Origin of the sequence: Butyrivibrio sp. AE2005, assembly GCF_000686965.1 — a bacterium.
Lineage (GTDB): Bacteria > Bacillota > Clostridia > Lachnospirales > Lachnospiraceae > Butyrivibrio > Butyrivibrio hungatei_A.
The window spans coordinates 186,800-210,622 of sequence record NZ_JMMD01000006.1 but is presented as its reverse complement, the minus strand read 5'-3'; the positions used below and the strand labels follow the sequence as shown (position 1 = coordinate 210,622).

The 23,823-nt window shown below is 43.1% G+C and carries 15 protein-coding genes and 1 tRNA gene; 1 reads left to right on the top strand and 15 read right to left on the bottom strand.

The features are described from left to right. Nucleotides 1-442: 442 nt before the first annotated feature. The 12 genes from DL92_RS0107655 to DL92_RS0107600 all read right to left on the bottom strand — a co-directional run bounded on the left by DL92_RS0107655 (nucleotide 443) and on the right by DL92_RS0107600 (nucleotide 20,559). Complete coding sequence (locus tag DL92_RS0107655; protein WP_026667339.1) at nucleotides 443-3,376, bottom strand: glycoside hydrolase family 3 protein; 2,934 nt, start codon at nucleotides 3,374-3,376, stop codon at nucleotides 443-445. Between the two features lie 76 nt (nucleotides 3,377-3,452). Then, a complete protein-coding gene (locus DL92_RS0107650; protein ID WP_026656227.1) occupies nucleotides 3,453-4,004 on the bottom strand; it encodes a GtrA family protein in 552 nt (183 codons plus the stop codon). Between the two features lie 14 nt (nucleotides 4,005-4,018). Then, entirely contained in the window at nucleotides 4,019-6,370 is a 2,352-nt protein-coding gene (locus tag DL92_RS0107645; protein ID WP_026656228.1) for a glycoside hydrolase family 3 C-terminal domain-containing protein, read from the bottom strand. A 172-nt stretch (nucleotides 6,371-6,542) separates the two neighbouring features. After that, the gene (locus DL92_RS0107640) at nucleotides 6,543-7,901 is read right to left on the bottom strand and encodes an ATP-binding protein (protein WP_026667338.1); all 1,359 of its coding nucleotides are present in this window, start codon (nucleotides 7,899-7,901) and stop codon (nucleotides 6,543-6,545) included. A 15-nt stretch (nucleotides 7,902-7,916) separates the two neighbouring features. Then, nucleotides 7,917-8,621, bottom strand: coding sequence for a LytR/AlgR family response regulator transcription factor (locus DL92_RS0107635; RefSeq protein ID WP_026656230.1), 705 nt, complete (start codon nucleotides 8,619-8,621; stop codon nucleotides 7,917-7,919). 28 nt (nucleotides 8,622-8,649) lie between these two features. Then, a complete protein-coding gene (locus DL92_RS0107630) occupies nucleotides 8,650-9,126 on the bottom strand; it encodes a flagellar export chaperone FliS (RefSeq protein WP_026667337.1) in 477 nt (158 codons plus the stop codon). A gap of 34 nt (nucleotides 9,127-9,160) precedes the next feature. Then, a complete protein-coding gene (locus tag DL92_RS0107625) occupies nucleotides 9,161-10,348 on the bottom strand; it encodes a flagellin N-terminal helical domain-containing protein (protein WP_026656233.1) in 1,188 nt (395 codons plus the stop codon). Nucleotides 10,349-10,376: 28 nt separating this feature from the next. Beyond that, a complete protein-coding gene (locus DL92_RS0107620) occupies nucleotides 10,377-13,517 on the bottom strand; it encodes a DUF6240 domain-containing protein (RefSeq protein ID WP_026667336.1) in 3,141 nt (1,046 codons plus the stop codon). Nucleotides 13,518-13,626: 109 nt separating this feature from the next. Continuing rightward, nucleotides 13,627-15,585 (bottom strand): 1,4-alpha-glucan branching protein GlgB, encoded by a 1,959-nt coding sequence (gene glgB / locus DL92_RS18635; protein ID WP_051625262.1) that lies wholly within the window; start codon nucleotides 15,583-15,585, stop codon nucleotides 13,627-13,629. A 29-nt stretch (nucleotides 15,586-15,614) separates the two neighbouring features. Next, nucleotides 15,615-18,866, bottom strand: coding sequence for a tetratricopeptide repeat protein (locus DL92_RS0107610; protein WP_026667335.1), 3,252 nt, complete (start codon nucleotides 18,864-18,866; stop codon nucleotides 15,615-15,617). A 55-nt stretch (nucleotides 18,867-18,921) separates the two neighbouring features. Beyond that, entirely contained in the window at nucleotides 18,922-19,782 is an 861-nt protein-coding gene (gene rsmA / locus DL92_RS0107605) for a 16S rRNA (adenine(1518)-N(6)/adenine(1519)-N(6))-dimethyltransferase RsmA (RefSeq protein ID WP_026667334.1), read from the bottom strand. After that, entirely contained in the window at nucleotides 19,783-20,559 is a 777-nt protein-coding gene (locus DL92_RS0107600; RefSeq protein ID WP_026667333.1) for a TatD family hydrolase, read from the bottom strand. It abuts the gene before it with no gap. Between the two features lie 205 nt (nucleotides 20,560-20,764). Here DL92_RS0107600 and DL92_RS0107595 point away from each other — a divergent pair. Next, nucleotides 20,765-20,837, top strand: a tRNA-Lys gene (locus DL92_RS0107595). Nucleotides 20,838-20,963: 126 nt separating this feature from the next. On the opposite strand, the gene sufU is transcribed toward DL92_RS0107595, so the two are convergent. Genes sufU through DL92_RS20175 form a run of 3 tightly spaced genes read right to left on the bottom strand, consistent with a single transcriptional unit; the run spans nucleotide 20,964 to nucleotide 23,815 of the window. Beyond that, complete coding sequence (sufU, locus tag DL92_RS0107590) at nucleotides 20,964-21,419, bottom strand: Fe-S cluster assembly sulfur transfer protein SufU (protein ID WP_026656238.1); 456 nt, start codon at nucleotides 21,417-21,419, stop codon at nucleotides 20,964-20,966. Further along, entirely contained in the window at nucleotides 21,409-22,629 is a 1,221-nt protein-coding gene (locus tag DL92_RS0107585) for an aminotransferase class V-fold PLP-dependent enzyme (protein ID WP_034462112.1), read from the bottom strand. Before DL92_RS0107585 ends, sufU begins: the two co-directional genes overlap by 11 nt. A gap of 16 nt (nucleotides 22,630-22,645) precedes the next feature. Next, a complete protein-coding gene (locus DL92_RS20175; protein WP_026667332.1) occupies nucleotides 22,646-23,815 on the bottom strand; it encodes a SufB/SufD family protein in 1,170 nt (389 codons plus the stop codon). Between the last annotated feature and the right edge of the window lie 8 nt (nucleotides 23,816-23,823).

Below are 23,823 nucleotides of genomic sequence, written 5' to 3'. Positions count from 1 at the left end.
ACTTCTGTGCGTTCAGCATTACTTTTGGTAATGGTTACCTCTTTCAAGGCATATCGCAACAGATCTCCCTAGGTACCACACGTTTCTTCCTCTCCATCTATCTGCCTCATTTATCATGCATGATTCCGTGTAGTTATTGGGCTTCGACTTGTGGAGCAGCCTCACCCTCATGCATAACCTTATATGAGATTTCTGTTCGTCAGACCAGAGATTTGCCCATGAGTTAGTATGTTCCTCATATCCAGCTTCCTTCAGATTCCATCTCACGATGGACACCCTTGCCTTCGGCTATATCCTTCCCACTACCAGGTGGATTCGGGACTTTAACCCGTTAGAAACGTGCGCCGCTAGGCGCACTCCAAACGAAAACTCCCCGCCGGCATATACCAACGGGGAGTTTCCTCGATTATTTTTTATTTTGAAAGAGAGGTGTGTATGCAATTTATTCTTGTGTCTGCTGTTCAACTGCAGGCTCTTCTTCCTTCTTCTTTGCGAAATATGCCTTAACTGCACGATACTCAAGGAATCCGATACATGCGATAAGAAGAACGTCTACTCCGTAGAGAATCTTAACCCATGTAGGAAGTCCTGTATTAACTGCTTTATCATAAGCACGGCTGTTTACAACAGTGTACAAAATGTTCTTTGATGCAGTTCTCATAGCGTTAAGCGATGTTGCACTTGTCTGATCTGTAACAGTTGACTCCGGTGTTGAGTATGTTGCAAGCATCAGATCGCAGCCGTTTCTGATCATACGATCGGCATCCTGATATCCGTATCCACCGAAATAATCTGTTTCAGCAAATCCACGGAAACCCCACTCACCACGAAGAACTGTGTTAAGGAGTGCAGAGCAAGCCTCGGCAGGTTCAATACCTATGTTGTTGAAAGCTACCATTGTTGCACCGGGATTACCGTTCTTAAATGCGATCTCGAAAGACTTAAGGTAAATCTCACGGAGAGACTGCTCATTAAGCCATGTGCAGAGAAGTCCCGTACGGTTCGTCTCCTGATCGTTTGTAGCAAAGTGCTTAACGTATGAGTATACGCCCCACTCACGTGCGCCCTGTACTGCATTTGCGCACATCCAGCCTGCAAGCACTCCGTCCTCTGAGTAATACTCAAAGTTACGTCCTGCAAAAGCAGATCTGTGTGTATTTGTAGCAGGTGCATACCAACCTGATACATCCATATCGTTAGCCATACGTCCGATAGAAGCACCGAATCTGTGAGCTATATCTTTATTCCATGTGCAAGCGATCATTACCGCTGCAGGGAATCCGATAGATCCCTGATGCGTAAAGTTGTTGTTGATAGATGCAGGGCCGTCACAGTCATAAGTCATAACTTTTCCGATAGACTCAACTGCCGATGTCTCATATCCGCCAAGCTCGATAAGTGTGTTCATCTCTGCAACACTCATCTCATCAAGGAGTGACTCCCACATAGGATCGTCATAATCAAGTCCTCTGAGCTGTTCAAGCTTGATGCCATTCTTTGCACCTGTTGCAGGCATAGCGTCTGCTTCGTTATTGTAATCAGCTTCATTATAATTTGTGTTGTTTACATAATCTTTTTTGTACTCTTCTGCAAGCTCAAATGACTTGGGCGCTGCAGTTGCTTCTGCATAGTTCTTAAATCCGTCTGCACGAGAAAGGTATGTTACACCGCCTTCTGCAAATCCAAACTGATTTGTTGCAGCAACCTGATCTGTTGAACGTTTGTTGTTCTGATCGTATACAACTTCTGCACCGATATTTACAGTCTTTGCTGCAATCTTGTTGTGAGAATCAGTGTTGATGGAAATCTCATAATCTCCTGACTCAAGTACATAGCATCCGTGTCCGTAAGTGTCATATGAAGCCATATCTTCCACAGGGAAAGAAATGGAAACTGTTGCTGAAGCACCGGGCTCAAGAGTCTCAGTCTTTTCAAAAGCAACCAGATTAGCTGCGGCCTTTTCGATTCCACCATTTGTATAAGGAGGATTGAAGTATACTTCAACAACATCCTTACCTGCCACGTTACCTGTATTTGTTACGGTAACATCAAATGAAATGTTTGTACCGTCGTTGTTTATTTCACCCATCTCCTGAGTGAATGTTGTGTAAGAAAGTCCGTATCCAAACGGATAAACTACATTTGCATCATAATCAAATTCAAAGTTTCCGGCAGCTGCTTCAGCGGCTGCAGTCTCATAATATTTGTATCCTACGTAGATACCCTCTACATAATTTACGAATGTAGGGAAGGCTTTTCCTCCCTCAGCGAACATGTTGTCAACGCCAAATTCGTTCATGTTTGTGTAATCGAAATCACCAAAGTTATTTGATGTAGGTGTATTCATAAGATCTGCAAGGAAAATATCTGCAGTCTTTCCGGAAGGATTGATCTTACCTGCGATGATCTCCCCAAGACCATCGAAACCTGTCTGACCTGTTCCGGGACAGTAAAGCACTGACTTAATCTGTGAATAATCTTTTACAAAGCCAAGCTCCATGGCATTTGCAGAATTTACAACAAGTATAACCTTATCAAAAGTTGATGTTACCTTATCAAGAAGAGTCTTTTCTCTGTTTGACAATTCAAGATAAGACTTTGAAGCATCTAGATCGTCCTTCTGATCTGAGAAGCGAACACCGAGTGCTCCGAAAGGTCCCTCTGTTGAGAATGTATCAGGTCCATCATAAGAAGTAGGAAGATCTGCACCTTCACCGCCTGAGCGAGCAATGAACAAGATAGCTGTATCTGAATAATTCTTTGCATCTGTTATAAGATTCTCATAATCTGAAACCATAGGCTCGGGAATTGTCCAGTCCTGTCCGATCATTCCAACTATAGGTCTTGCATCTCTCCAGCCCTTGTAGAAATCAACAAGGTCCTGATTGTACTCAATTCCTGCATCGGTAAGTCCTGTAAGGAAATCTACGGTAGGATAAGCATCTGAAAGAGCTCCCGATCCTGTACCACCGTAAATAGGATTTGTGGATGACCATCCAAATACGTTTACCTTACTACCTTCTGCAAGAGGAAGTGTAGATGCATCGTTCTTAAGCATAACGATGCCTTCTTCTGCTATCTCTGTGCAGAGCGCCTTAGCCTCATCGATAGCTTCATCTGAAATAGTTCCTCCACCCATTGCCATATTCACCATGGAATACATGGGAACAAGCAAAATGTTGGAAATCACGATGACAACTGTAAGGAAGAATGCAAGCCATGCCTGCTTACGCACAAATTTGCGTACCGGCTCTTTCTTCTTTATAACTGTCAATGTTGCGATGATTGCTGCCAATAATACCACACCGAGAATCACGAGCTGAGGTATCATTGTTTTAAGGACGGCAATGACGTCCGCGGGGTTGATGTTTAACATTTCTCTCTTCTCCTCCTTTTACTTTAGATGAAAGAAAATATCTAAAGGACCTTTGTCCTTAGGATCGATGAAAAAATTATGCTTCCTTCGGAGTTTCCGGGAATATGATCTTATTTACAAAGAAAAATACGATCATTGAAACTCCTCCGTTAAGTACTGTGGTTCCTATGTTGTAAAGCCAGGGAGCAACAAACTTGCCCGCCACGGCTACCCAGATGCAGTTAATAGAATTTACAATGCATGTGATCAAAATAAACGCCATGACATACCATGCAATCTGCTTTCCGGGCTTATCGTGATTACGGAATACAAACACTTTCTGGATAGGAAAATTGATACATTCTCCTATGACCATCGCGATCATATATGCCGTAAAATAAGCCAATCCTCCATGCGCCTGATCGTAACCCAAGATGTTCCAGCTAAAAGTTTCACCTGCAACAGTAAGCGGTATACCCGGCCATCCAAAGGATTTATCTCCCATAAAAGCAAATGCCGCGGGGAGAAATGTCAGCAAAAGATACTTAAATACAGTGATCAGATTGCTGACGATCACGAATAATCCGCCTTCACGCACCCATTTGGCTACCTTCGGATTTTTTTCTTCAAATCGCTTCCAAAGATTCATTCCCATATCTCCTATTACATATTTTTAAGTTTCTTTTCGTATCTCTTGTTTGCACTTGAATTGCGGAAGAATCCGACGATCACGCCTCCAAGTCCTCTGAAGAAATGACCGTTTGCGATAGTTACTATGCTCTCAACCATATCTCGTGAGACCATTCCTCCGGACATCTTGCAGATAGCTCTGAACGGCATGTTGTAAACAAACAATGTATTCAGATCCGGAACGCCCTTTTCATAAGACTTTTCCAATTTCTTTTCCAAGATCTTATAAATAAGTCTGCACAAAAGACTCTTTGCTGTATCCATCTGGCAGAGCGCATCGTTTATTTCGAGCGGTCCGACCTTCTCTTCAGGAAGTGCCCTTCCATATATCTTTTCAAATTCATCATAATGAACGTTTCGTACCTGTCCGTTCCTGTATCTTGAAAGTGTCTTGATATCATATGGAAGTTCCTCTATGGTGCCTTCCCTTGAAATACTTCCTTCAAGAGCGATGTCTTTAACATTTCCGCCTACATATATCTGATAATCTCCGCCTTCTACTTCCCATTTTCCTGAAACTGTCGAGAAGTAACGGAATGTCTTATCGTCAAAAGAAATCGTAACTTCCTTTGATTCACCGGCTTTTACCCAAACTTTGGCAAAACCTTTAAGCTCTTTTCTGGGACGTATAAGTCCGCTATGCTTTTTTCCAATGTATAACTGTGCAATCTCGGCGCCGTCACGTTTTCCTGTATTGGTAACCGTAAATGATACGCCGTCTTCCGTAACCTTCAGATCACTGTACTTAAATGTTGTATAAGATAATCCGAAGCCAAACGGGAACTGCACTTCAACTTCAGCGGTATCATAGTAACGATAACCGATAAAAGGACCTTCTCTGTACTGAAGATTTCTCGTATCATCCGCTGAGAAATTTACTATCGAACAATCTGTATAAGAAAACGGATATGACTCAGACAACTTACCTGTCGGAACAGTTTTACCCGTTATAATATCAAGTAATGCGCTTGCGCCTGCCTGTCCTGTAAGGTATCCGTGAAGAAGTGCCTTCAGATTATCAAGCCAAGGCATCTTCACTGCAGATCCTGCGCTCATGACTCCGACGATATTCTTATTAAGAGCTGTCAGCTTCTTAAGCTCTTTTACCTGATATTCGGGAATATCCATCGTCATTCTGTCAGCGCCTTCACTCTCCGCGATCTCATCAAGTCCGAAAAAGAAAAGTACTACATCTGCATCTCTTGGATCCTCCACAACCTCAAGATTATAATTTCCGATAACTTCGGAAACCTTCTCAACCTTGGTCGAATTAACCTGAGAACTTCCCGATCCCTGATATCTGGGCTTATCAACAAATGGCCCTCTAAGTGCAACTTTTGTTCCTGCTTCAAGCGGAAGAATGTCTTCGTCATTTTTCAAAAGAACTGCTGAATTTGCTGCCGCTTTCCTTGCAAGTTCATGGTGTGCTTTAACATCAAATTTTTTGGTATGGTCGTTATCCTTTACATGTAAAGCTGCTTCGATAACGGGAAGAACTGCTGTGTCTATCTCTTCTTCAGTGATGAGTCCTTCCTTAACTGCCTTTATCAGCTCTCTTGCCGAATCAAGTCCCGGATTAGGCATCTCCACATTTGATCTGCACTTAACGCCTTCAACATGGTCGTTACTTGCGCCCCAATCCGTTACCACAAGTCCGTCGAAGCCCCATTCCTCTCTGAGAATTTCTACCAAAAGATGTTTATTCTCATTGGCATACTCACCGTTTACCTCGTTGTATGCCGACATGATTGCTTTGGCTCCGCCCTCTTTTACCGCTATCTCGAATGCAGTCAGATATATTTCACGTAAGGTTCTCTCATCCACCACAGCATTCATTGCCATTCGGCGATATTCTCTTGAGTTAACCGCAAAGTGCTTTGGGCAGGAATAAATGTTTTTACTCTGTATTCCTCGAACATACGCAGCTGCCATCTTGCCAGCAAGTATCGGATCTTCTGAAAAGTATTCAAAGTTTCGTCCGCAAAGCGGTGAGCGCTTCATGTTAAGCCCCGGTCCTAAGAGAACGTCTACCTTCTGTGCTACGGCCTCTTCGCCGAGTGCCTGTCCGATTTCTTCACCAAGTTTTTCATCCCAGCTGTTTGCTACAGTTGCTGCTGTCGGAAAGCAAGTTGCAGGAAGTGATGCATTAAGTCCCAAGTGATCTCCTGCGCCTTCCTGTCTTCTAAGACCGTGAGGTCCATCCGCGAATGTAATGGACTGTATATCAAGGCGGGGAATATCTCTTGATTCCCACTCGTTCTTTCCGCCTAATAATGCTGCTTTCTCTAATAAAGAGAGCTTTGAAATAATATCTCTTGCGTTCAAAAAAGCTTACCTCCTTGTCTGTAATTTTGTTATAGCATGTATTTTTATTAATGGAGTTTGTGCAAGGATAACTTGTCATTTATTCGTGATAACTTGCAAAAATGAAAAAGAAGAACAAACTGGAAGACCACGCAAAAAACCTTGTGAATTCCACAGTTCACAAGGTTTTCCACTATTCTTTATATGAAAGAATGACTTTAACCTTAAACCATCCGTCCTCATACGAACAGTTCATGTTTCCGCCGTATTTTTCTGCCACCTGTGCTATGGATTTAAGTCCATAGCCGTGTTTAACGTTGTCTGCCTTGGTGGTCTTCGGCAGATTCGTATCCCGAAAGATCCTGCGACGCTGATTCTTTTTAAGGCGCACAAAAGATCCGTCGGAACAATTCTCGCATTCAATAATAATAAACTGGTTGCGACTTCGCACAGACAAAGTGATAAGTCTTTTCTCCTTATCCGTAAGAACCTGCGTCGCCTCAATTGCATTGTCGATAATATTTCCAAAAAGAGAACAGATATCTTTTACATGGATCCCCGAAAGAACATCTCCGTCAACCATAGCATTTAAGGTAATATCCTTCTTCTGGCACTGAAGACTCTTTGTCGTAAGAATCACATCCAAAACACGGTTTCCGGTATTCATAAATGATTCCTGGATCGCGATTGCCTGTTCCATATCATCCAATACTTCCGCACGCTTCTTGGGATCGTCCTCGTTTTTAAGCGCAAGTACATAATGCTTCATATCATGTATCTCTTTTCGAAGTGCCTCGGAATTGTCTATGGCAAGTTTGTACTGCTCGTACTGTTTCTGAAAAAGCTGATTGATAGCATCGTTCTCGCTCTTTGCCGCCATCTCATTTCTTCGTCCCATCTCGGTCATAAGCATCAGCATGCCTCCGAAATCAACAAGCGTACGGACATAAAGCATGTTCTCTGTTGCGGAGAACGGAGTCTTTTTTGTGACAAAGCTTATGTTAGACATTATGAAAGCGCCGATACCCGTTGCGATAACACTCACAAGCTCGCGCTCACTTATATTTAGATTTCTGCTTTCGGGGAAATTATCGCGTTCAATGCGGTAGTAGATATTATAGGTCAGTGCAAAGACAACGAACATAATGGCAAATGACAACGCAAATCCTTCATGCCCGTTAAGATACACAGCCCACACGTAGAGCTGCTTGTACAGGCTGGCCGAAAACTCCGCAAGCACAAACGCATGAGTTGTTATGACTCCGCAGTCCCTCGGCTTAATATCAAGTACCATGTAAAGAGTCAGATACATCAAAGCCACGGCACCGATCATACTGGGAATCCAGAATCCTATGGGCAAAAGACCTGCCACAAACTGAAATCCAACCTGCATTGCAAATGAAACTACGCATTGCAACACATACAACTTGCCATGACTGTCTCTTTTATAAATATTGAAATATATAAAAACCGCCAGCCATTCAGCTATAGCGGTAAAAAGTCGCGGGGTATCCTGTAAATTCTTCGGGTCTAAGAATGATGAAAAATCCATAGATTCTCCTCTTTTTTACAAAATATCTTCCGTAAGCGCCATCATGAATTCCTTCTTTCGTGCACGGCTTATAGGAAGAACTATTCCATTGGTCAAAAGAACTTCTTCCTTCCTGACGCCTTCCACATAAGACAGGTTCACGATATAAGCATTGTGACATTTACTAAATCCGTGACCGCCGAGCATTTCTTCAAACTTTTTTAGCGGCCCGGCAGTTACATAATCCTCATCAGCACAGTGAATACAGACATTGTTACGCTGACTCTCGATGTAATAAATATTGTCGCAATCAAGCTTAAGCTGTCGCTCGTCCATAGATACCCTGATATAGAGCTTTTGTTTTTTGGTCATAACACGAGAAATAGCCTTGTCGAACAGCTGCTCGAATTGCAGATACGGCACCGGTTTCAGCACATATCCAAGCGCATCGACAGCATATCCCTGCACGGCATATCTCACCGTTGACGTGATAAAAATAATTACCACGTCAGCGTCTACCTTTCGGATCTTCTCAGCCGCAACCATACCGTCAAGATGTTTCATCTGAATGTCGAGCAAGATAATATCGAACTGCGCCCGATATTCATCTACCAAATCGATGCCATCCGTAAAATGAGTTATGGCAAACTGCTGATTAGTTTTATTCCCATAGGTCTGTATGTATTTTCTGAGAAGGTCGGCCTGATCCGACTCATCTTCTACGATACATATATTTATCATATTTTAAGTATAACAAAAAAATGTACATTTATGCCATATATCCACGATTGGCACACACCATCGCAAGATCCTCGTTCATAAGGTGTCTTCCGTATGTAAGACCTGTGTATACCTTCTGGGTATTTCCCATCATGGGGCAGCTTGTATCGTATTTCTCAATTTCCTTATATGCTTCTTTTAAGCACTTAAAGTTCTGAACCACTCTCCAGATCTTATGGCTGCTGTAATTAACTCCCGCTACCATAAGCTCTTTTTTGGAAAAGATATAAATAGCGTGCAGATTCTTTGCAAGCTCGTATCTAAGGTCAAGAGATCTGATAAGTTCATCGATGCAGTTCTGCGCATATCCAAGATACTTATCCGCTTCATCTTTTTTCCCGATACCGATCTCATCTATCGCATCGTTAAGATATTCGATCACCATCTCATACAAAATTGTAATGAGCTGAGTCTTGTTTGCCTGTGATATCTTAAGGGTAAATTCCTGCTTTTTTTCCTGTGTCATATTCCACCTCGATTACTCTACAACCGTTAACTGATTACTGAAGAAGCTGAAGGATCTGCGCCGGTCTTTCATTTGCCTGCGCCATCATTGATGTTCCTGCCTGAGAAAGAACCTGCTGTGTGGAATATATTGTCATCTCCTCTGCCATATCAACATCCATGATTCTTGAGTAAGCCGCAGTCATATTCTCGACTGTAATATCAAGACCGCTTACCGTGTGCTCAAGTCTGTTCTGATAAGCACCGAGTCTGCTTCTCATGGCATTAACGCTTTCAATCGCATCCTTCAAACTGTCGATTGCCTGCTTAGCACCTGTAAGATTAGACATATCAAGGTTATTGAGTCTGAGCGCTGTAAGTGATACCTGCGGAATTCTGATATCAAGTGTCTGGCCCTCATTTGCTCCAACCTGCATGGTCATTGCGCCCTTACCCGTGATCTCAAGATTAAGTTCTCCCTTGTAGGATTCATCCATCTTAATGCTGATGCTCTTTCCCGTGCTGTCTGACAATGTAAGAACATCTTCCTCAATGCTTGCGATCATATGGTTTGTCATGTAAGGTACTTCTTTGGGTTCTCCGTTTCCGTCTGCCTCTACCTTATATATTTTTATTTTGCTGAGATCTTCCTCTTCACTGAAGATAGCTTTTTTATCAACACCTGTTCTGCCCGTAAGTCTGGCAAAATCAATATCAAGATCTTTTATCACATAATTGCCGGCATCAAAGTTATCTGAATAACTTGCGACCTTGATGTTCGGATTTGTCCTGCCGCTCTCGTCCGTAGCATATCCTTTAAGGTCAAAAGAACCGTCAAGAATGCTCTGTCCGTTGAACTGAGTGGTATTGGCCATTCTGTCGATTTCCTGCTTGAGCTGTGTAACTTCCTCCTGAATTGTCTTTCTGTCATTTTCAGTGAGTGTTCCGTTACTTGCCTGGATTGCAAGCTGGCTCATTCTCTGAAGAACCGCATGGATCTCAGAGAGTGTTCCGTCTGCAACCTGTACGATTGAGATTCCGTCGTTTGCACTGTTATTTGCAACTCCCAATCCTTCTATCTGTGAATTCATTCTTCTGGACATTGCAAGACCTGAAGGGTTATCCTTGGCATTTGCAATCTTAAGACCACTTGAAAGTCTCTCAAGTGACTCAGAAAGAAGCTTGTCATTTTTCTGTAAAGCATTGTTTGCAATCATTGCAGACATGTTGTAGTTTACTTTCATGTTAACCTCTTTTCTGCACGTATAGAGCTTAAAGAGCCTCTATAAATGCTTTCGCCATTTTCAAAAGTGTGCCTGTATCTGCTGTCAAATTACTTTCGCCGTCCATGGCTTCTGCATTAACCGTGCCTACTTTAGTAGGTTGTGCCTGTGCGTTATAGAGGATTGCTATCCTGTTTCGGTCTACACCTGCATCCTCTATCTTCTCCGCTAATTTATCGCACATCTTAGTTTTTACGCTTTCAAGATATTCAGTCTCTTCGGGACTTCCTGCATACGTTGTTGTAAGCATTCCCGTTATACCGCCTTCCTCCCGGTAAAGATTTGCCGAGATAAGTCCGTAGTCGGTAGTCTGAACACTCGCTTCCATCCTTGAAATTCTGCTGTTGTCACTCCTTAGAGTGATGTGCATTGATACTTTAGTTCCATCTATTTCCACCGGCACCTCAAAGCTTCCTCGCTCTGAAGTATGTGCCATCACGGAAATCTGTTTTTGCATTAGAGTAATTGCCTTAACGTCAATGTACTCCGTTTCCGGATCTACCAGTACATCCGAAAGTTTGTCGGAAATATTTTCAAGGCTCTTTGTATAAGTCTCTTCATAGTTGTCACTATCAAGAGCCTCTGTGAGAGTTTCCATATCTTTCGATATATCTCTCTTTACAAGCTCCGCTGCCCTGTTCCATAAATTTCCGTTTCTTCGATCCCGCCTTATGCCGATCATCGCTTCAAGATTGTTGAAATTCATCTCAACTTCAAGTGTCTCCATCTCTGCGATTGCTAAAGGCGCTGCCTTCGAACCCGCTATACCGCGAATTTCCTGCACCTGGTCTTTAATATATGCTTTCTCAAGCTCAGGATCGATTTCTTCATTCTCAAGCGCTCTTGCAAAATCCTCTAACTTCGTGTTAGGCATGGGTTTTGCAGCCTTTAATTTTTCGGGCTCGAGATTCTCATATACTATATCGGCTTGTGACCTGTAAAATCTGAAGGCCGAATTTATCTGTTCGTCAATTTTTATTACATTTCCTTCTTTTAGGTCTACTCCGCCGAAGTTATCACTCACGGAATAATCTATTCCGCTCCTTGCTGTTCTTCCGCTCCTTGTCTCAGTCAAAAGATTTCCCAAAGTCATATCTTTTCCTGTCTTTAATACAGAACCGATTGCCTTGTAATCATTTGCCTTAAGCGTATGGAAAAGTCTGTATATTCCTATAAAGGAAGCCTTCTCTTCTTTTGTGATATCTTTTTTCTGCTCAAGCTTGCAGATAAACTTGGAGAACTTCTCGCGCGATCTGTCGGAATCTCTTTTTCCGTCGCCGCTTCCGTTAAACATTCCCTGATCGAGGCTGTCAGAAAGCTGCTCCAGTGTCATATTGAGAGGATTGTTTCCTTCTCTTATGAGATTCAATACGGCTCCGGGCTTAAGTCTCTCAAGAGTTGCGACAAACTTGCGGTCCCAGGCTCTCACGTTTTCAAAATTCTCTTCCGTGATCTCCATGCTGTTATAGCCAAGAATTCTTACCGCTCTGCGGTTTTCCTCATTTGCTTCTTCGCCAAAATCACGAAGTATATCGTCAACATTTCTAAATGCCTTCTTTATGCTGTCTCCAAGATCCGCTCTCGGCGCGGTCATCATTGCTTCGTATCCTTCACCCGCTGCCTTGAACTTTCTTGTAAGGCTCGCTGAAACATCACTTATCTGCGAAAGAGTTGCTGTCTGCAATCTTCCGGCCATAAGTCCCGAAATGTCCGCCGGTCCCTTACTTATGATCTGAACTTTTTCAAGAGTAAGATCATACACTCTCGCCGGGTTTGACGCCTTAACACCTGTGATGTCGTCAATGATCTCGCCCGTCTGCGCACCCTCAATATCTTTAAGAATGTTTGAAAGCTCTTCTATAAGATTCTGCATAGGCGCAGTATCTATCTCAAAGCCTCTGTCCAAGAGGCTTTTGTTTGCTTCGACGCTCATGCGAAGTCTTACTTCCTCAAGCTGAAGTCTTGCCGCAACAATCTTAGGATCGTTATCGGATAAAAGAGCCGTCGGATTCTCAGGATTTACTCCTGCATCCTCTCTGCTTGCCATAACGAGATTCTTAATAGTAAAGTCTTTTTCTTCTTCAACAACGTTCTTTACCGCGTCATCTGTAATATTCTTTGTATCTTCATAGATTCTTACAGCCTTCTCGATATTACTCTCTGAATCTGCAAGATTTCCCTGAACCGCATTTTTACCGTCAAGTATTGCTGATGCTGCCGCTTTAACGGCTGCCTGCTCCGTTATCGGAAATTCAACCTTTGCGATTTCCGCAAGTGTATTCAGATTCTCTGCAGTAAGCGGTATTCCCTGCTCAACCATCCACTTTGCATCATCTCGTATCCTTAAGTCGCTCATATCATAGCCTGCTTCATCGAGCACTTTATCTATCTGCGGAGCAAGGCTGTCCCAATTTATGCTGTCTGCTTTCTGCGCATAGTAGCCGCCTGCCTCCTGAGCATAGAATCCTCTTCCCGAAAGATTCTGTCCGTTTGTACTGTGAGCTGCAAGGTAAAAATTGCTTATGGTGGGCTTCATGTTATTTAAGACCATGTACTTGACCGCACCGTCAGAAGGCTCCTTTATCTGAGCAGCCTCCTCATAAGCGCCTTTTGCGGCTCTTACATTTTCAGTTGTCATAGGAATATCGTTCTGAGAAAACTCCTTTTGGATTGTCTCCGCAAGTGTCCTGCTTCCCGTTATCTTTGTAAGCTTTTCAACGCTCATGTCGTCATTGTAGCCTGTAACGCTGACTCCGGCCTCCAAAAGTACACCCTTGATCTTATCAAGAATGTTCACTGTCTCCGAACTATTTAGATTTTTAACATCAAAACCATCCTGAAGAGCCTTTGCATAGTCCTCCTCAGACATAGTATTTGACAAAAGTGCCATATAATTATGCTGCGTCAAAACATCCGTGTTCTTTGCCATCTCGCTGATGTCCTCAGCTCCTCTGGCACGACTTGCATATACATCATTACTGAATAAGCTTGTATCAAGGTTCACGGCAATCGCGCTCAATGAGCTTTGCTTTACCGCACTCTTGTTGATCCTGTCCTCAGCATCCATGCCGACGTACATAGAATCCTCAGTTGTCTTTTTCCCTGCCACAGTCTGAAAACTAATGTTCATATACGCCTCATTTTTATTAAAAAATGTTTTTTACGCAAAAAGGTGACGGGCTTACATTCCGTCACCTTCTATTTCGGCTCAAAATTTTTATTTCTTAATATTAAAGAATTTATAATTTTTCTTTTTTTGATTCTTTAGTTTTCGTGCTTTTCCTTGCCTTAGCCGCTCCCTTAAAACGAAATACCTCGGCTCCGTAAGCAGGAAGATCGAAGGTTATGCTGTAATCCTTGTAATCACAAAAACCTTTCTTTGCTGTGATCTCATCGGGGATATTGCTTCCATTTCCTCCAAATTGCACTTCTGCGCTGTCAAGAATATGAATATACTTACCTGAAAAAGGAACACCCACCTGGAAACCTTTTCTCTCAACAGGAGTCATGTTTATAACAAACAGCAAATTGTCCTTACCGTCTATGGCGCGTCTGTAGAAGCTGTAAGTGCTGCGCTCCTTATCATCTGCGTTTATCCACTCAAATCCGCCCCAGTCATTGTCTACTTCGTACATAGCGGGATATTTTCTGTATATCTTCAAGAGCTGAGAAACATAGTCCTTCATTCCTCTGTTGAGGTCATTTGCCAAAAGGAACCAGTCAAGCTCACGCTTCTCGCTCCATTCTCTTTCTTGTGCAAAGTCCTGTCCCATGAAAAGAAGTTTTTTGCCCGCATGTCCAAACATAAATGTATATCCGGCGCGAAGGTTTGCGTATTTATCAACCTTATAGCCCGGCATCTTCTCAAGCATCGAGCACTTAAGGTGCACCACCTCGTCATGTGAAAGAGGCAGGATATAATTCTCGGAATTGTTGTAGCTCATGGCAAAGGTCATCATATTGTGCGCGCCCTGCCTGAAATAAGGATCGAGCTTCATATACTCGCAAAAATCATGCATCCATCCCATATTCCACTTAAAAGCAAAGCCAAGTCCATCCTCTTCGGGTGGCGCAGTGACCTTAGGCCAAGCAGTAGATTCTTCCGCTATAGTAAGAAACTCCGGATAAGTTCCCCTGACAACACTGTTTAGATGTTTAAAAAACTCTATCGCTTCGAGATTCTCTTTTTCGCCATATTTATTAGGAACCCACTGTCCGTCTTTTTTGCCATAATCCAGATAGAGCATGGAAGCAACCGCATCCACTCGTATTCCGTCAATATGGAACTTCCTTATCCAGAAAAGAGCATTCGCTATAAGGAAATTTTTTACCTCGGGTTTCCCCAGATTAAATATCTTGGTTCCCCAGTCGGGATGCTCGCCCTTTCTCGGGTCGGGATCTTCGTATATACACTTTCCGTCAAAACATGAAAGTCCGAATTCATCCGTCGCAAAATGCGCAGGAACCCAGTCCAGTATTACACCTATGTTGTTCTTGTGAAGCTTGTTGACAAGATACATAAAGTCCGAAGGCTCACCGTATCTTGATGTCGGGGCATAGTAGCCCGTAACCTGATAGCCCCATGACCCGTCAAAAGGATGCTCAGCTATTCCAATGAGCTCAATGTGGGTATAAGGCATTTCTTTGAGATACTCGACAATTCTGTCTGCGAACTGTCTGTAAGTATAAAAACCATCTTCCGTCCCATCCGGATGTTTCATCCATGAACCGATGTGGCACTCATAAATCGCAAGGGGCTGTCGGTTGGGGTCCTTGCCCTTGATCTTTTCATACCAACCGGAATCCGACCACTTAAAGCCGGATAAATCCGTAGTCCTGGATGCATTTCCGGGACGGAGTTCAGAATAATTTGCATAAGGATCGGCTTTATACAGCTTTTTTCCTTCCGGTGTTGTTATGAGGAACTTGTACAATTCGCCCACTCCAACTCCCGGAATGAAACCTGTCCATATATTACCGACTTTGGTACGCTTTAGAGGGTGCGTATCCTCCGCCCAGTTATTGAACGCGCCAATAACATGAACTTCTGCTGCATTTGGTGCCCACACAGCAAAAAAGTATCCTTTCTTTCCGTTTTCTTCTGCCGGATGCGCTCCGAGTTTTTCATAAATCTCATAGTGCGTCCCCTGTCCGAATAAGTATTCGTCTGCTTCAGATATAAATACTTCTTTGCCCATGCATCCCCCTCGTAAATGTATTTAAGCTGTTAATGCATAAAATCTTTTTCTCTGAGGATTATCATATCATTATCATCATATCGCTTGCGTACTATGATATCAACGAAGTGAGATACAGATCTCTTCTCCGCATAATATATAGCATCATCCACGATATCCCTGACTTCTGAGACCGTAACATCGTGGTCCAGTGTCTGTCTTTCGGATATCTTGGTATGAAGTGCGAGAATACCGAGATTGTCGATAGCATACTCGTTCTCGAGCGCATACTGCTTAGCGTATGCAACAAGCGACTCATCATCAAGAGCCTCAATATCAACTCTTACGCTGAAACTCTCTTTAAAATCAGGGTTATTATCAAGGAAGCTGTTCATATCTTCCTTGGTATCTTCCATTACTATTATTATACCCTTTTTCTGTTCCTTGAGAATCTTTATAAGTTCAGCTGCTGTTTCAGGCAAAATATCTGCAGCTCTCTGAACTATAAGCGCGCCGTTTGCAAGCTTATCAAAGATTGCCGACGGTCTCTTCTTATTGAGCGTATTCGCTGTTATCTTGGCAACTTTTCCATTGAAGTCAGAATTGGATGCCTGCACTGCGCGGATAAGTCCCTTGGCAAGGTTGATAGTTCCTGCGCCCTCTTCACCTGTAACAATTACATTTCCGCTAAACGCATCCATGCTCATGTTATCAATTGCCTTGATGATCTGTCTTCTTGATTTCTTATGATGAATATAAGGTCCGAACAACTCTTTCTCTTCGGGAGTCATCTTCCTTAATCTCTCTTCAATATCTCTGTTTCCGGCGCCATGTTTCTTAAGTTTCTTCTTTGCACCCTGCGCGCCGTCCTGATTCTCATTTCTCTGAGCATCGACTCTTTCAGGCCTCTCGGGTCTTTGTCCCTGAGGTTTTCTGTCAGCATTTCTGTTTCTCTGTCTGTCTTCACCTCTTGCTTCCGCTCTGTTTCTTTCTCTGTCCTGAGGTCTTCTTGGCTCTTCCTCTTCATGCCCGTTTTCTTCAGAAGCTTTCTCCTCAGGTGATTCAGGCTTTATTTCGTTCCTTGTAGAATTGAAGTCTTCACGTGCAAATCTGTTCTTTTTCTTTTCAGGATCTTTAGCCGGTTCCTCTTCGTCCTTATTTTCAATAGGACCGTCTGTGCCCTGCTCTGCTTTATTTATAACTTCATCGACAGCCTCGTCGATAATATCGGCATTATCTCTTGACCAGTCGCCTCTTCCGGATGCTCTGTTCTGCTTTTCTTTCTTAATGGCATCAGAAATTGCCTTCTCAATTTTCTCCTGAAGTCCGGCCTTTGCTATCTCATCGTAATCTGCGAAAAGATCTCCTGTCTGATCCGAAACCTTTTTCTTTACGCTTTCAAGCTGTCTCTCCTGCTGATCCTTCTTGAACTGTTCCCAGTTCTGAATATACTCGGAGATACTGATCTGACCCGTGATCTGCTTCTCTACTACGGGATCGGGCTCAACAGCCAGCTTGATCTGACCGTCATGGTCCTGAGAAAGCATATTATCAAGTCCGTTACCATTTGAAGCTGAATCTGCGTTATCCGCATTTGCACTTGCATTTGCATTTGCGCTCACATTGCTCATGCTGTAGCTTCCGTTCGGATGAATAACCGCACCGGGTACTTCGTCCTCCAACGGCCTGTTCTCATAGGTAGCACTGAAAGAAGGCTGTTCATCGGGAACATCTTCAAGATCAAAAAAACCTGAAGTCTCTTCCTGTGCTATTTCTGCTATATCTGAACTCTGTTCCTGTACGGGATTTTCTTTGCTAACTTCGGGAGCCGGATTAAAAACTGGCTCTTGCTCAGGCACATGAATCTCATGTGTATCAAAAAATACTTCTTCTATACCGCCGGATGCAGGCTCTCCGATAGTTCCGCCAACACGCGAAAAAGAGCCGTCATTTTCATCATCATCAAAAATTTCCGGTTCTGAAGATTCTGCCATTTCCTCTGCAAATGTTGTATTTCCAAATCCCTGCTGCGCACTGTATGAATTTGCAGGCTCTTCCTCAGGCTGCGGCTGTGCTGCTTCTTGCTGCTGCGCAAAGCTCTCCTGATACTGTGGAGCCTCTGCCTGCTGCTGTGCAAAACTTTCCTGATACTGTGAAGCTTCCTGCTGCTGAACAAATCCCTGCTGATATTGTGCAGCTTCCTGCTGGGCGAATCCCTGTTGATACTGTGCGGCTTCTGCCTGCTGGGCAAAGCTTGCCGGATACTGTGCTGCACCTGTCTGCTGGTCGTAACCGGTCTGATATGGTGCATATCCCTGCTGCGGCTGTGCATAACCGGGCTGACCGAATCCTGCCGGATACTGCGCTGCCTCTGCCTGCTGGGCGAATCCCTGTTGATACTGTGCAAGCTCCTGCTGCGCAAAGCTTGCCTGTGGCTGTACAGGCGTCTGTGTCTGCTCGTTTCCTATATATGGCTTCAATTCCTCTGCAAGTGCTGCCTGCAGATTCATTGTATTGTATGCGCTTACATCAACGGACGGAGCTTTAATCTCAACGTCATTTGAGACAGGTGGCATTTCTCTTGTGTCCTGTGCGTATACCTGTGATCCGGGCATATTCTGTGCCATCTGGCTCTGCGCGGTATCCTCTTTATTGTATGTTATGGATCTGTCTATATATCCACCATGTTTCTGCTTATATCTGATATATCTGTCCTGCTGTTCCGGCGACAACGGTTCGTGAAGCGCCTTAAGTTCAAGGGCCTTCATGACATAGTTACCGTCTCCGAGCCACAAGAACATCTCGTCACATGTTTCAATGCACTCAGTAGTAAGACCTATCCTATGATAAAGATAAGCCAACTCATATACCCATTTTTCCCTATAATCATGTTTTTTGAATTCTTCGAGAACAGCGATTCTCTCTTCAAGACTTACTTCCTGAGCTTCGTAGAGTTTATACTGTAAGATATATCGCCCTGTATCTCTGGGCGCTATTCTGACAAATTCCTTATAATATTCAACTGCTTGAACAAATTCTCCCATCTTTATGGCAAGTTCACATAGGGAGTATACAATCGCTCTACCCGTGGGGTGTCTGTCGTATGCCATGAGCAGGATATCTCTGCTCTCTTCAAAGCGTCTGTTTATCTTATATAGATCACTTATCGTGCAAAGCATTGCGACACTTTTCACTCGTTTCCAGTCAATTGTGTCGGCGATCTTCACAGCTTCGGCAAATCTGCCTTCCCCAATTAAAGCCTTGATCTCATCGGCTCGAATTTTGTATTCAACTTTATCCAAAATATCACCTCTTTGGTGCCCCAACTATATCCAGTGTTAGTTTATCATAAGCACCTTATCTTTGTAAAATGTCTGAAAGTCGCGCAAATTGCGTAAGCGAAAGTACTTCTCCCCTTGCTTTTTCGTCAATATTTATCTCAGTTAACGCATCTTGAACCTGCTGTCTTGTAACCTTAAGAGAAGGGTTGTTGGAAAGAGAGTTTGAAAGTGTCTTCCTCCTCTGGTTAAATGCTGTTCTGATTATCTCGAACATGTACTTTGCATCGCCGACTTCTACCGCCGGCTTCTCATATCTTTTAAGATGCACAACTGCCGACCCGACATTCGGCTGCGGGATAAAGCTTCCGGGCGGAACGTTCATTACTGCCGTTGCCTTTGCATAATATCCTACAGCAAGAGAAAGTGAACCATAGTCCTTATTTCCGGGTCCCATGACCATTCTGTCCGCAACTTCCTTCTGCACCATGACAGTAATGCTGTCAATCGGTGCGCCGCTCTCAAAGAGCTTCATTATAATCGGAGTAGTGATGTAGTAGGGAAGATTGGCAACAACCTTTATCTCTCTTCCTTCGTTGTATTCTTTTACTATGCTCTCTATATCAACCTTAAGGATGTCTTCATTGATTATTGTCACGTTGTCATACTCAGACAATGTATCATCTAAAACAGGAATAAGTGTCTTGTCTATTTCAACGGACACAACGCGTTTTGCAGCCTCAGCCAGATACTGGGTAAGGCTTCCTATGCCGGGACCTATCTCAAGGACACAATCTTCTTTTGTAACACCCGAAGCCTCAACAATACCGTCAAGTACTCCGCTGTCTATAAGAAAGTTCTGCCCGAATTTTTTCTTGGCGCTCATATTGTATTTGCTCAGCACTTCCTTTGTGCGTGCTGCATTTCCAAGATATGCCATTTATACCTCCGTCATTAGGCCGTACATACGCTTTGCATTTTCTTCCGTAATACGTATTACGTCTTCTTCGCTGATTCCTTTTATGTTTGCTATCTCTTTTACCACGTAAGGCAGGTTTAAAGAGCTGTTGCGTTCCCCTCTGTGGGGTTCGGGTGAAAGATACGGGCAATCCGTCTCAAGAAGTATCTTTTCCATAGGAATTTCTTCAACAACTTCTCTAAGCTTTCGGCCGTTCTTAAATGTCACCACTCCGCCGACCCCTATATAAAAGCCCATATCCACGCATTCTTTTGCAATTTCTTTTGAATATGAAAAACAGTGCACCACTCCGCCTATATCTTCCGCATGCTCGCTATGCATTATATCCATTGTATCCTTTGCGGCATCCCTTGAATGGATAACAACGGGGAGTTTTACTTCCTTTGCAAGCTCAAGCTGTATCACAAACCATTTCTTCTGAATCTCGGGCGCAGGATCGGGCCAATGATAATCAAGGCCTATCTCACCGATTGCAACGCATCTTTCATCCGCGCTCCAAGCTCTCAGGAGATCCATGGCTTTATCATTAAGTTCTTCAACTTCACTTGGATGCACTCCGACTGCCGCATATATAAAATCATGTTTATGCGCCAGCTCAAGTGCCCTTTCACTTGATGCCATATCCGCACCTATATTTACGACTCCGCCAATCCCTTCTTCTCTCAAAGAAGCTATGAGCGTATCTCTGTCTTCATCATACTGTCTGTCATCGTAATGAGCATGCGTATCAAATATCATTTACACACCTTCCGCTTTTCCAAAATCGCAATTTTGAATTTTTTCATAACATCTAATTTACCACAAATATATCCTCACAGATATGCGAAATTGAAAAAAAATCAAATTTTTTTATTTTTTTTGAAAAAAACACTTGCAATTCTTTTTTAAGCGTAGTAACATATCACTTGTCGTTGAGATACGGCAAAGCCGCTAAATAACGAATGCGCTGCTAGCTCAGTTGGTAGAGCACCTGACTCTTAATCAGGTTGTCCAGGGTTCGAGACCCTGGCAGCGCACGCCGAGTACTGTTTTTGTAGGTATATCCTATGAGGATGGTACTTTTTTTCTGCATTTTTTGAAAAGAAAAAGAAATGCCGCAGAGAAATAATCCGATTAAAGATTTTTCTTTGCGGCATATTTTTTTATTCTTCGACTTTATCAACTGCTTTTTCCGGATGTTCCAACATCTCCTGCATGGTATGCCATCCCAGAACGGCACATTTAACTCTTGCAGGCATATGTCTCACATCCTGAAGCGAAGCAGCTTCATCAAGGGACTCTATGCTCTCCTCGTCCGTAATATCGCCCTTTATCATGCCCATAAAAGTCTCGGCAAGCTTAATGGCATCTTCTTTGCTCTTTCCGATTATCTGATCAACCATCATATCTACAGAAGCCTGTGAGATTGCACATCCGCTTCCGATATATTTTCCATCTGTAATAACGCCGTTTTCAACCTTAAGCTGCAATGTGATATCATCACCACAGCTTGGGTTTATTCCACGCATTACAAGATCCGGATTTTCTAATTTACCTTTGTGTACAGGGCGCAGATTATGCTCATTAACTATCTCGCGATATAACTGCTTAAGCTCCATATCCCATGACCTCCCTAACCTTTGCAAGTTTCTCCAAGAATATTTTAACCTCTTCTTCTGTATTATAGAAGTACAAACTTGCACGTGCGGTAGATCCTTCTCCGATAAACTGCATAAGCGGCTGTGCACAGTGATGTCCTGCTCTGATACATACATGATCATCGTTAAGCACCGATGAAATATCATGCGGGTGTACACCGTCGATTGTAAATGTAACTATTCCGCAATGTTTCTTGGGATCTTTTGATCCATATATCTTGATATACGGAAGTTTTGACATGCCTTCCATAAGAAGTGCCGTAAGTTTCTGTTCCTGCGCCTCTATGGCCTCAAAACCGACGTTTTGAAGGTATCTGATTGCTTCGGCAAGTCCAACCGCTCCGGATGCATTTACAGTACCCGCCTCAAACTTATGAGGAAGCTCCGCATAAGTAGCATCTGTCCTTGTAACATACTCTATCATTTCCCCGCCTGTAAGGAAGGGAGACATATTTTCCAAAAGCTCTTTTCTTCCGTACAGAACACCGATTCCCATAGGTCCGAGCATCTTGTGTCCGGAAAATGCAAAGAAATCCGCACCAAGATCCTGTACATTGATCTTCATATGAGGTGTCGACTGAGCGCCGTCTACTACTACGATTGCTCCCTTAGACTTTGCATATGCCACAATTTCTTTTACAGGATTGGTAACACCCATGACATTGGAAACATGCCCGATAGCCACAACCTTTGTCCTGTCTGTTATCTTGCTCTCATACTCTTCCTTGGAGATAACGCCCTCTTCATCAGGCTCAAGATATACAAGTTTTGCATTTTTCTTCCTGCATACCATCTGCCAAGGCAATATATTGCTGTGATGTTCCATCACTGAGATAACAACTTCATCACCTTCCGAAACGTTATCAAGCCCATAGCTGTATGCCACGAGGTTAAGTGATTCGGAAGTATTTCTTGTAAAAATAATCTCTTCCGGAGAGTTCGCTCCTATGAAATCAGCAACAACACGTCTTGAATCCTCGTACATATCTGTTGCTGCAATACTCCAGTCATATAAGCCTCTGAGCGGATTGGCATTTGCCGTGCGATAAAAGTTTGATATTGCATCCAGAACCTGATTAGGTCTCTGTGAAGTAGCCGCATTATCAAAATATACATAGTCACCTGAATTTAATATATCGAAGTCTTTTCGATAATCTCCGATGTTAGCCATTTTCTTTTCCTACCTGTTAAATAATATTCTGAATGTAGAATATAACTCTCTGTTCCAGTTCCTTATCGGGAATCGTTCTTGCAACGCTGTCAAGTCTTGCCCTGATCATCATGCGTTTTGCATTTTCTTCATCGATTCCTCTTGTCTGCATATAGAACAACAAGTCCTCGCCAAGCTGTCCTATTGTTGCGCCGTGTCTTCCGTCAACATCTTCTTCCTGACAAAGTATCACGGGCATGCTGCGGTTTATAACATCAGGGCTCAGCATAAGTGTATCTTCCTGCTCATCACCTGCCGATCCCGAGCTTCCGTTTTTAAAATCAATTGTTCCTCTGAATACCTTTGTTGCGGAATCCATCAGAACTCCTTTTGCGTGCATGACTGAGTTTGTATTTTTTCCTCTCTGGTCTGCGATGTAATTCACATCAAGGAAATTATTGTATCTAACGAGATATCCCATGTTAGATATTAGCTCAGCATCTTTTTCAACAAGGTTCACTAGACAACCTGTCCATGTCTTCTCTGCTCCAAGTTCCAAAGTTGTAACACCGATCGATCCGCCCTTAAAACAAGCACCGCCGATATCATCGAAATGAATGAACTTATCGCCAAGCATCTGAATCTTATATATATTTATCTTTGCACCCTCTTCAGCAAGAAGTCTTGTGCTGATTCCATGGAAACCGCCAAAATCCTTTTCTGATTCATATGCAAGAATGACGTTTATCTCGGAACCTTTCTTGGCATGAATGACCTGTGATGATATACATCCTTCGCCGTCTTTCATCTTATACTCTATGATAACGGGTTCGGAAACTTTAACATTTTCCTCAACCGTATAAATATCACACTTAGCGCCTGCAGAGATCATGAGCTCGTCTACATCGATTCCCATTCCCGTTCTGATCGCCTGACCGTCGTTTCTTCCCGTCGTATCGGCGTTAGGGCCTGCAAATTCGCCTGTGGTATACATTATCCTGTCTTTATTCTTGATAAATATCTCGCCCGCTTTTGCAAAATCAACTCCGCGCTTTACATCTACGCCCTGAGGCATCTTGCTTGCATCCGGAGTTTCAAAGCTATCTATTTTTATATCTGATTCGGAAACTGTACTGTCATTGACCTTAAGAAAACCATATGTCAAAACAGGCAGCACATTAACCTTCATGTTCAAATCTTTGTTCATGTGAAGTC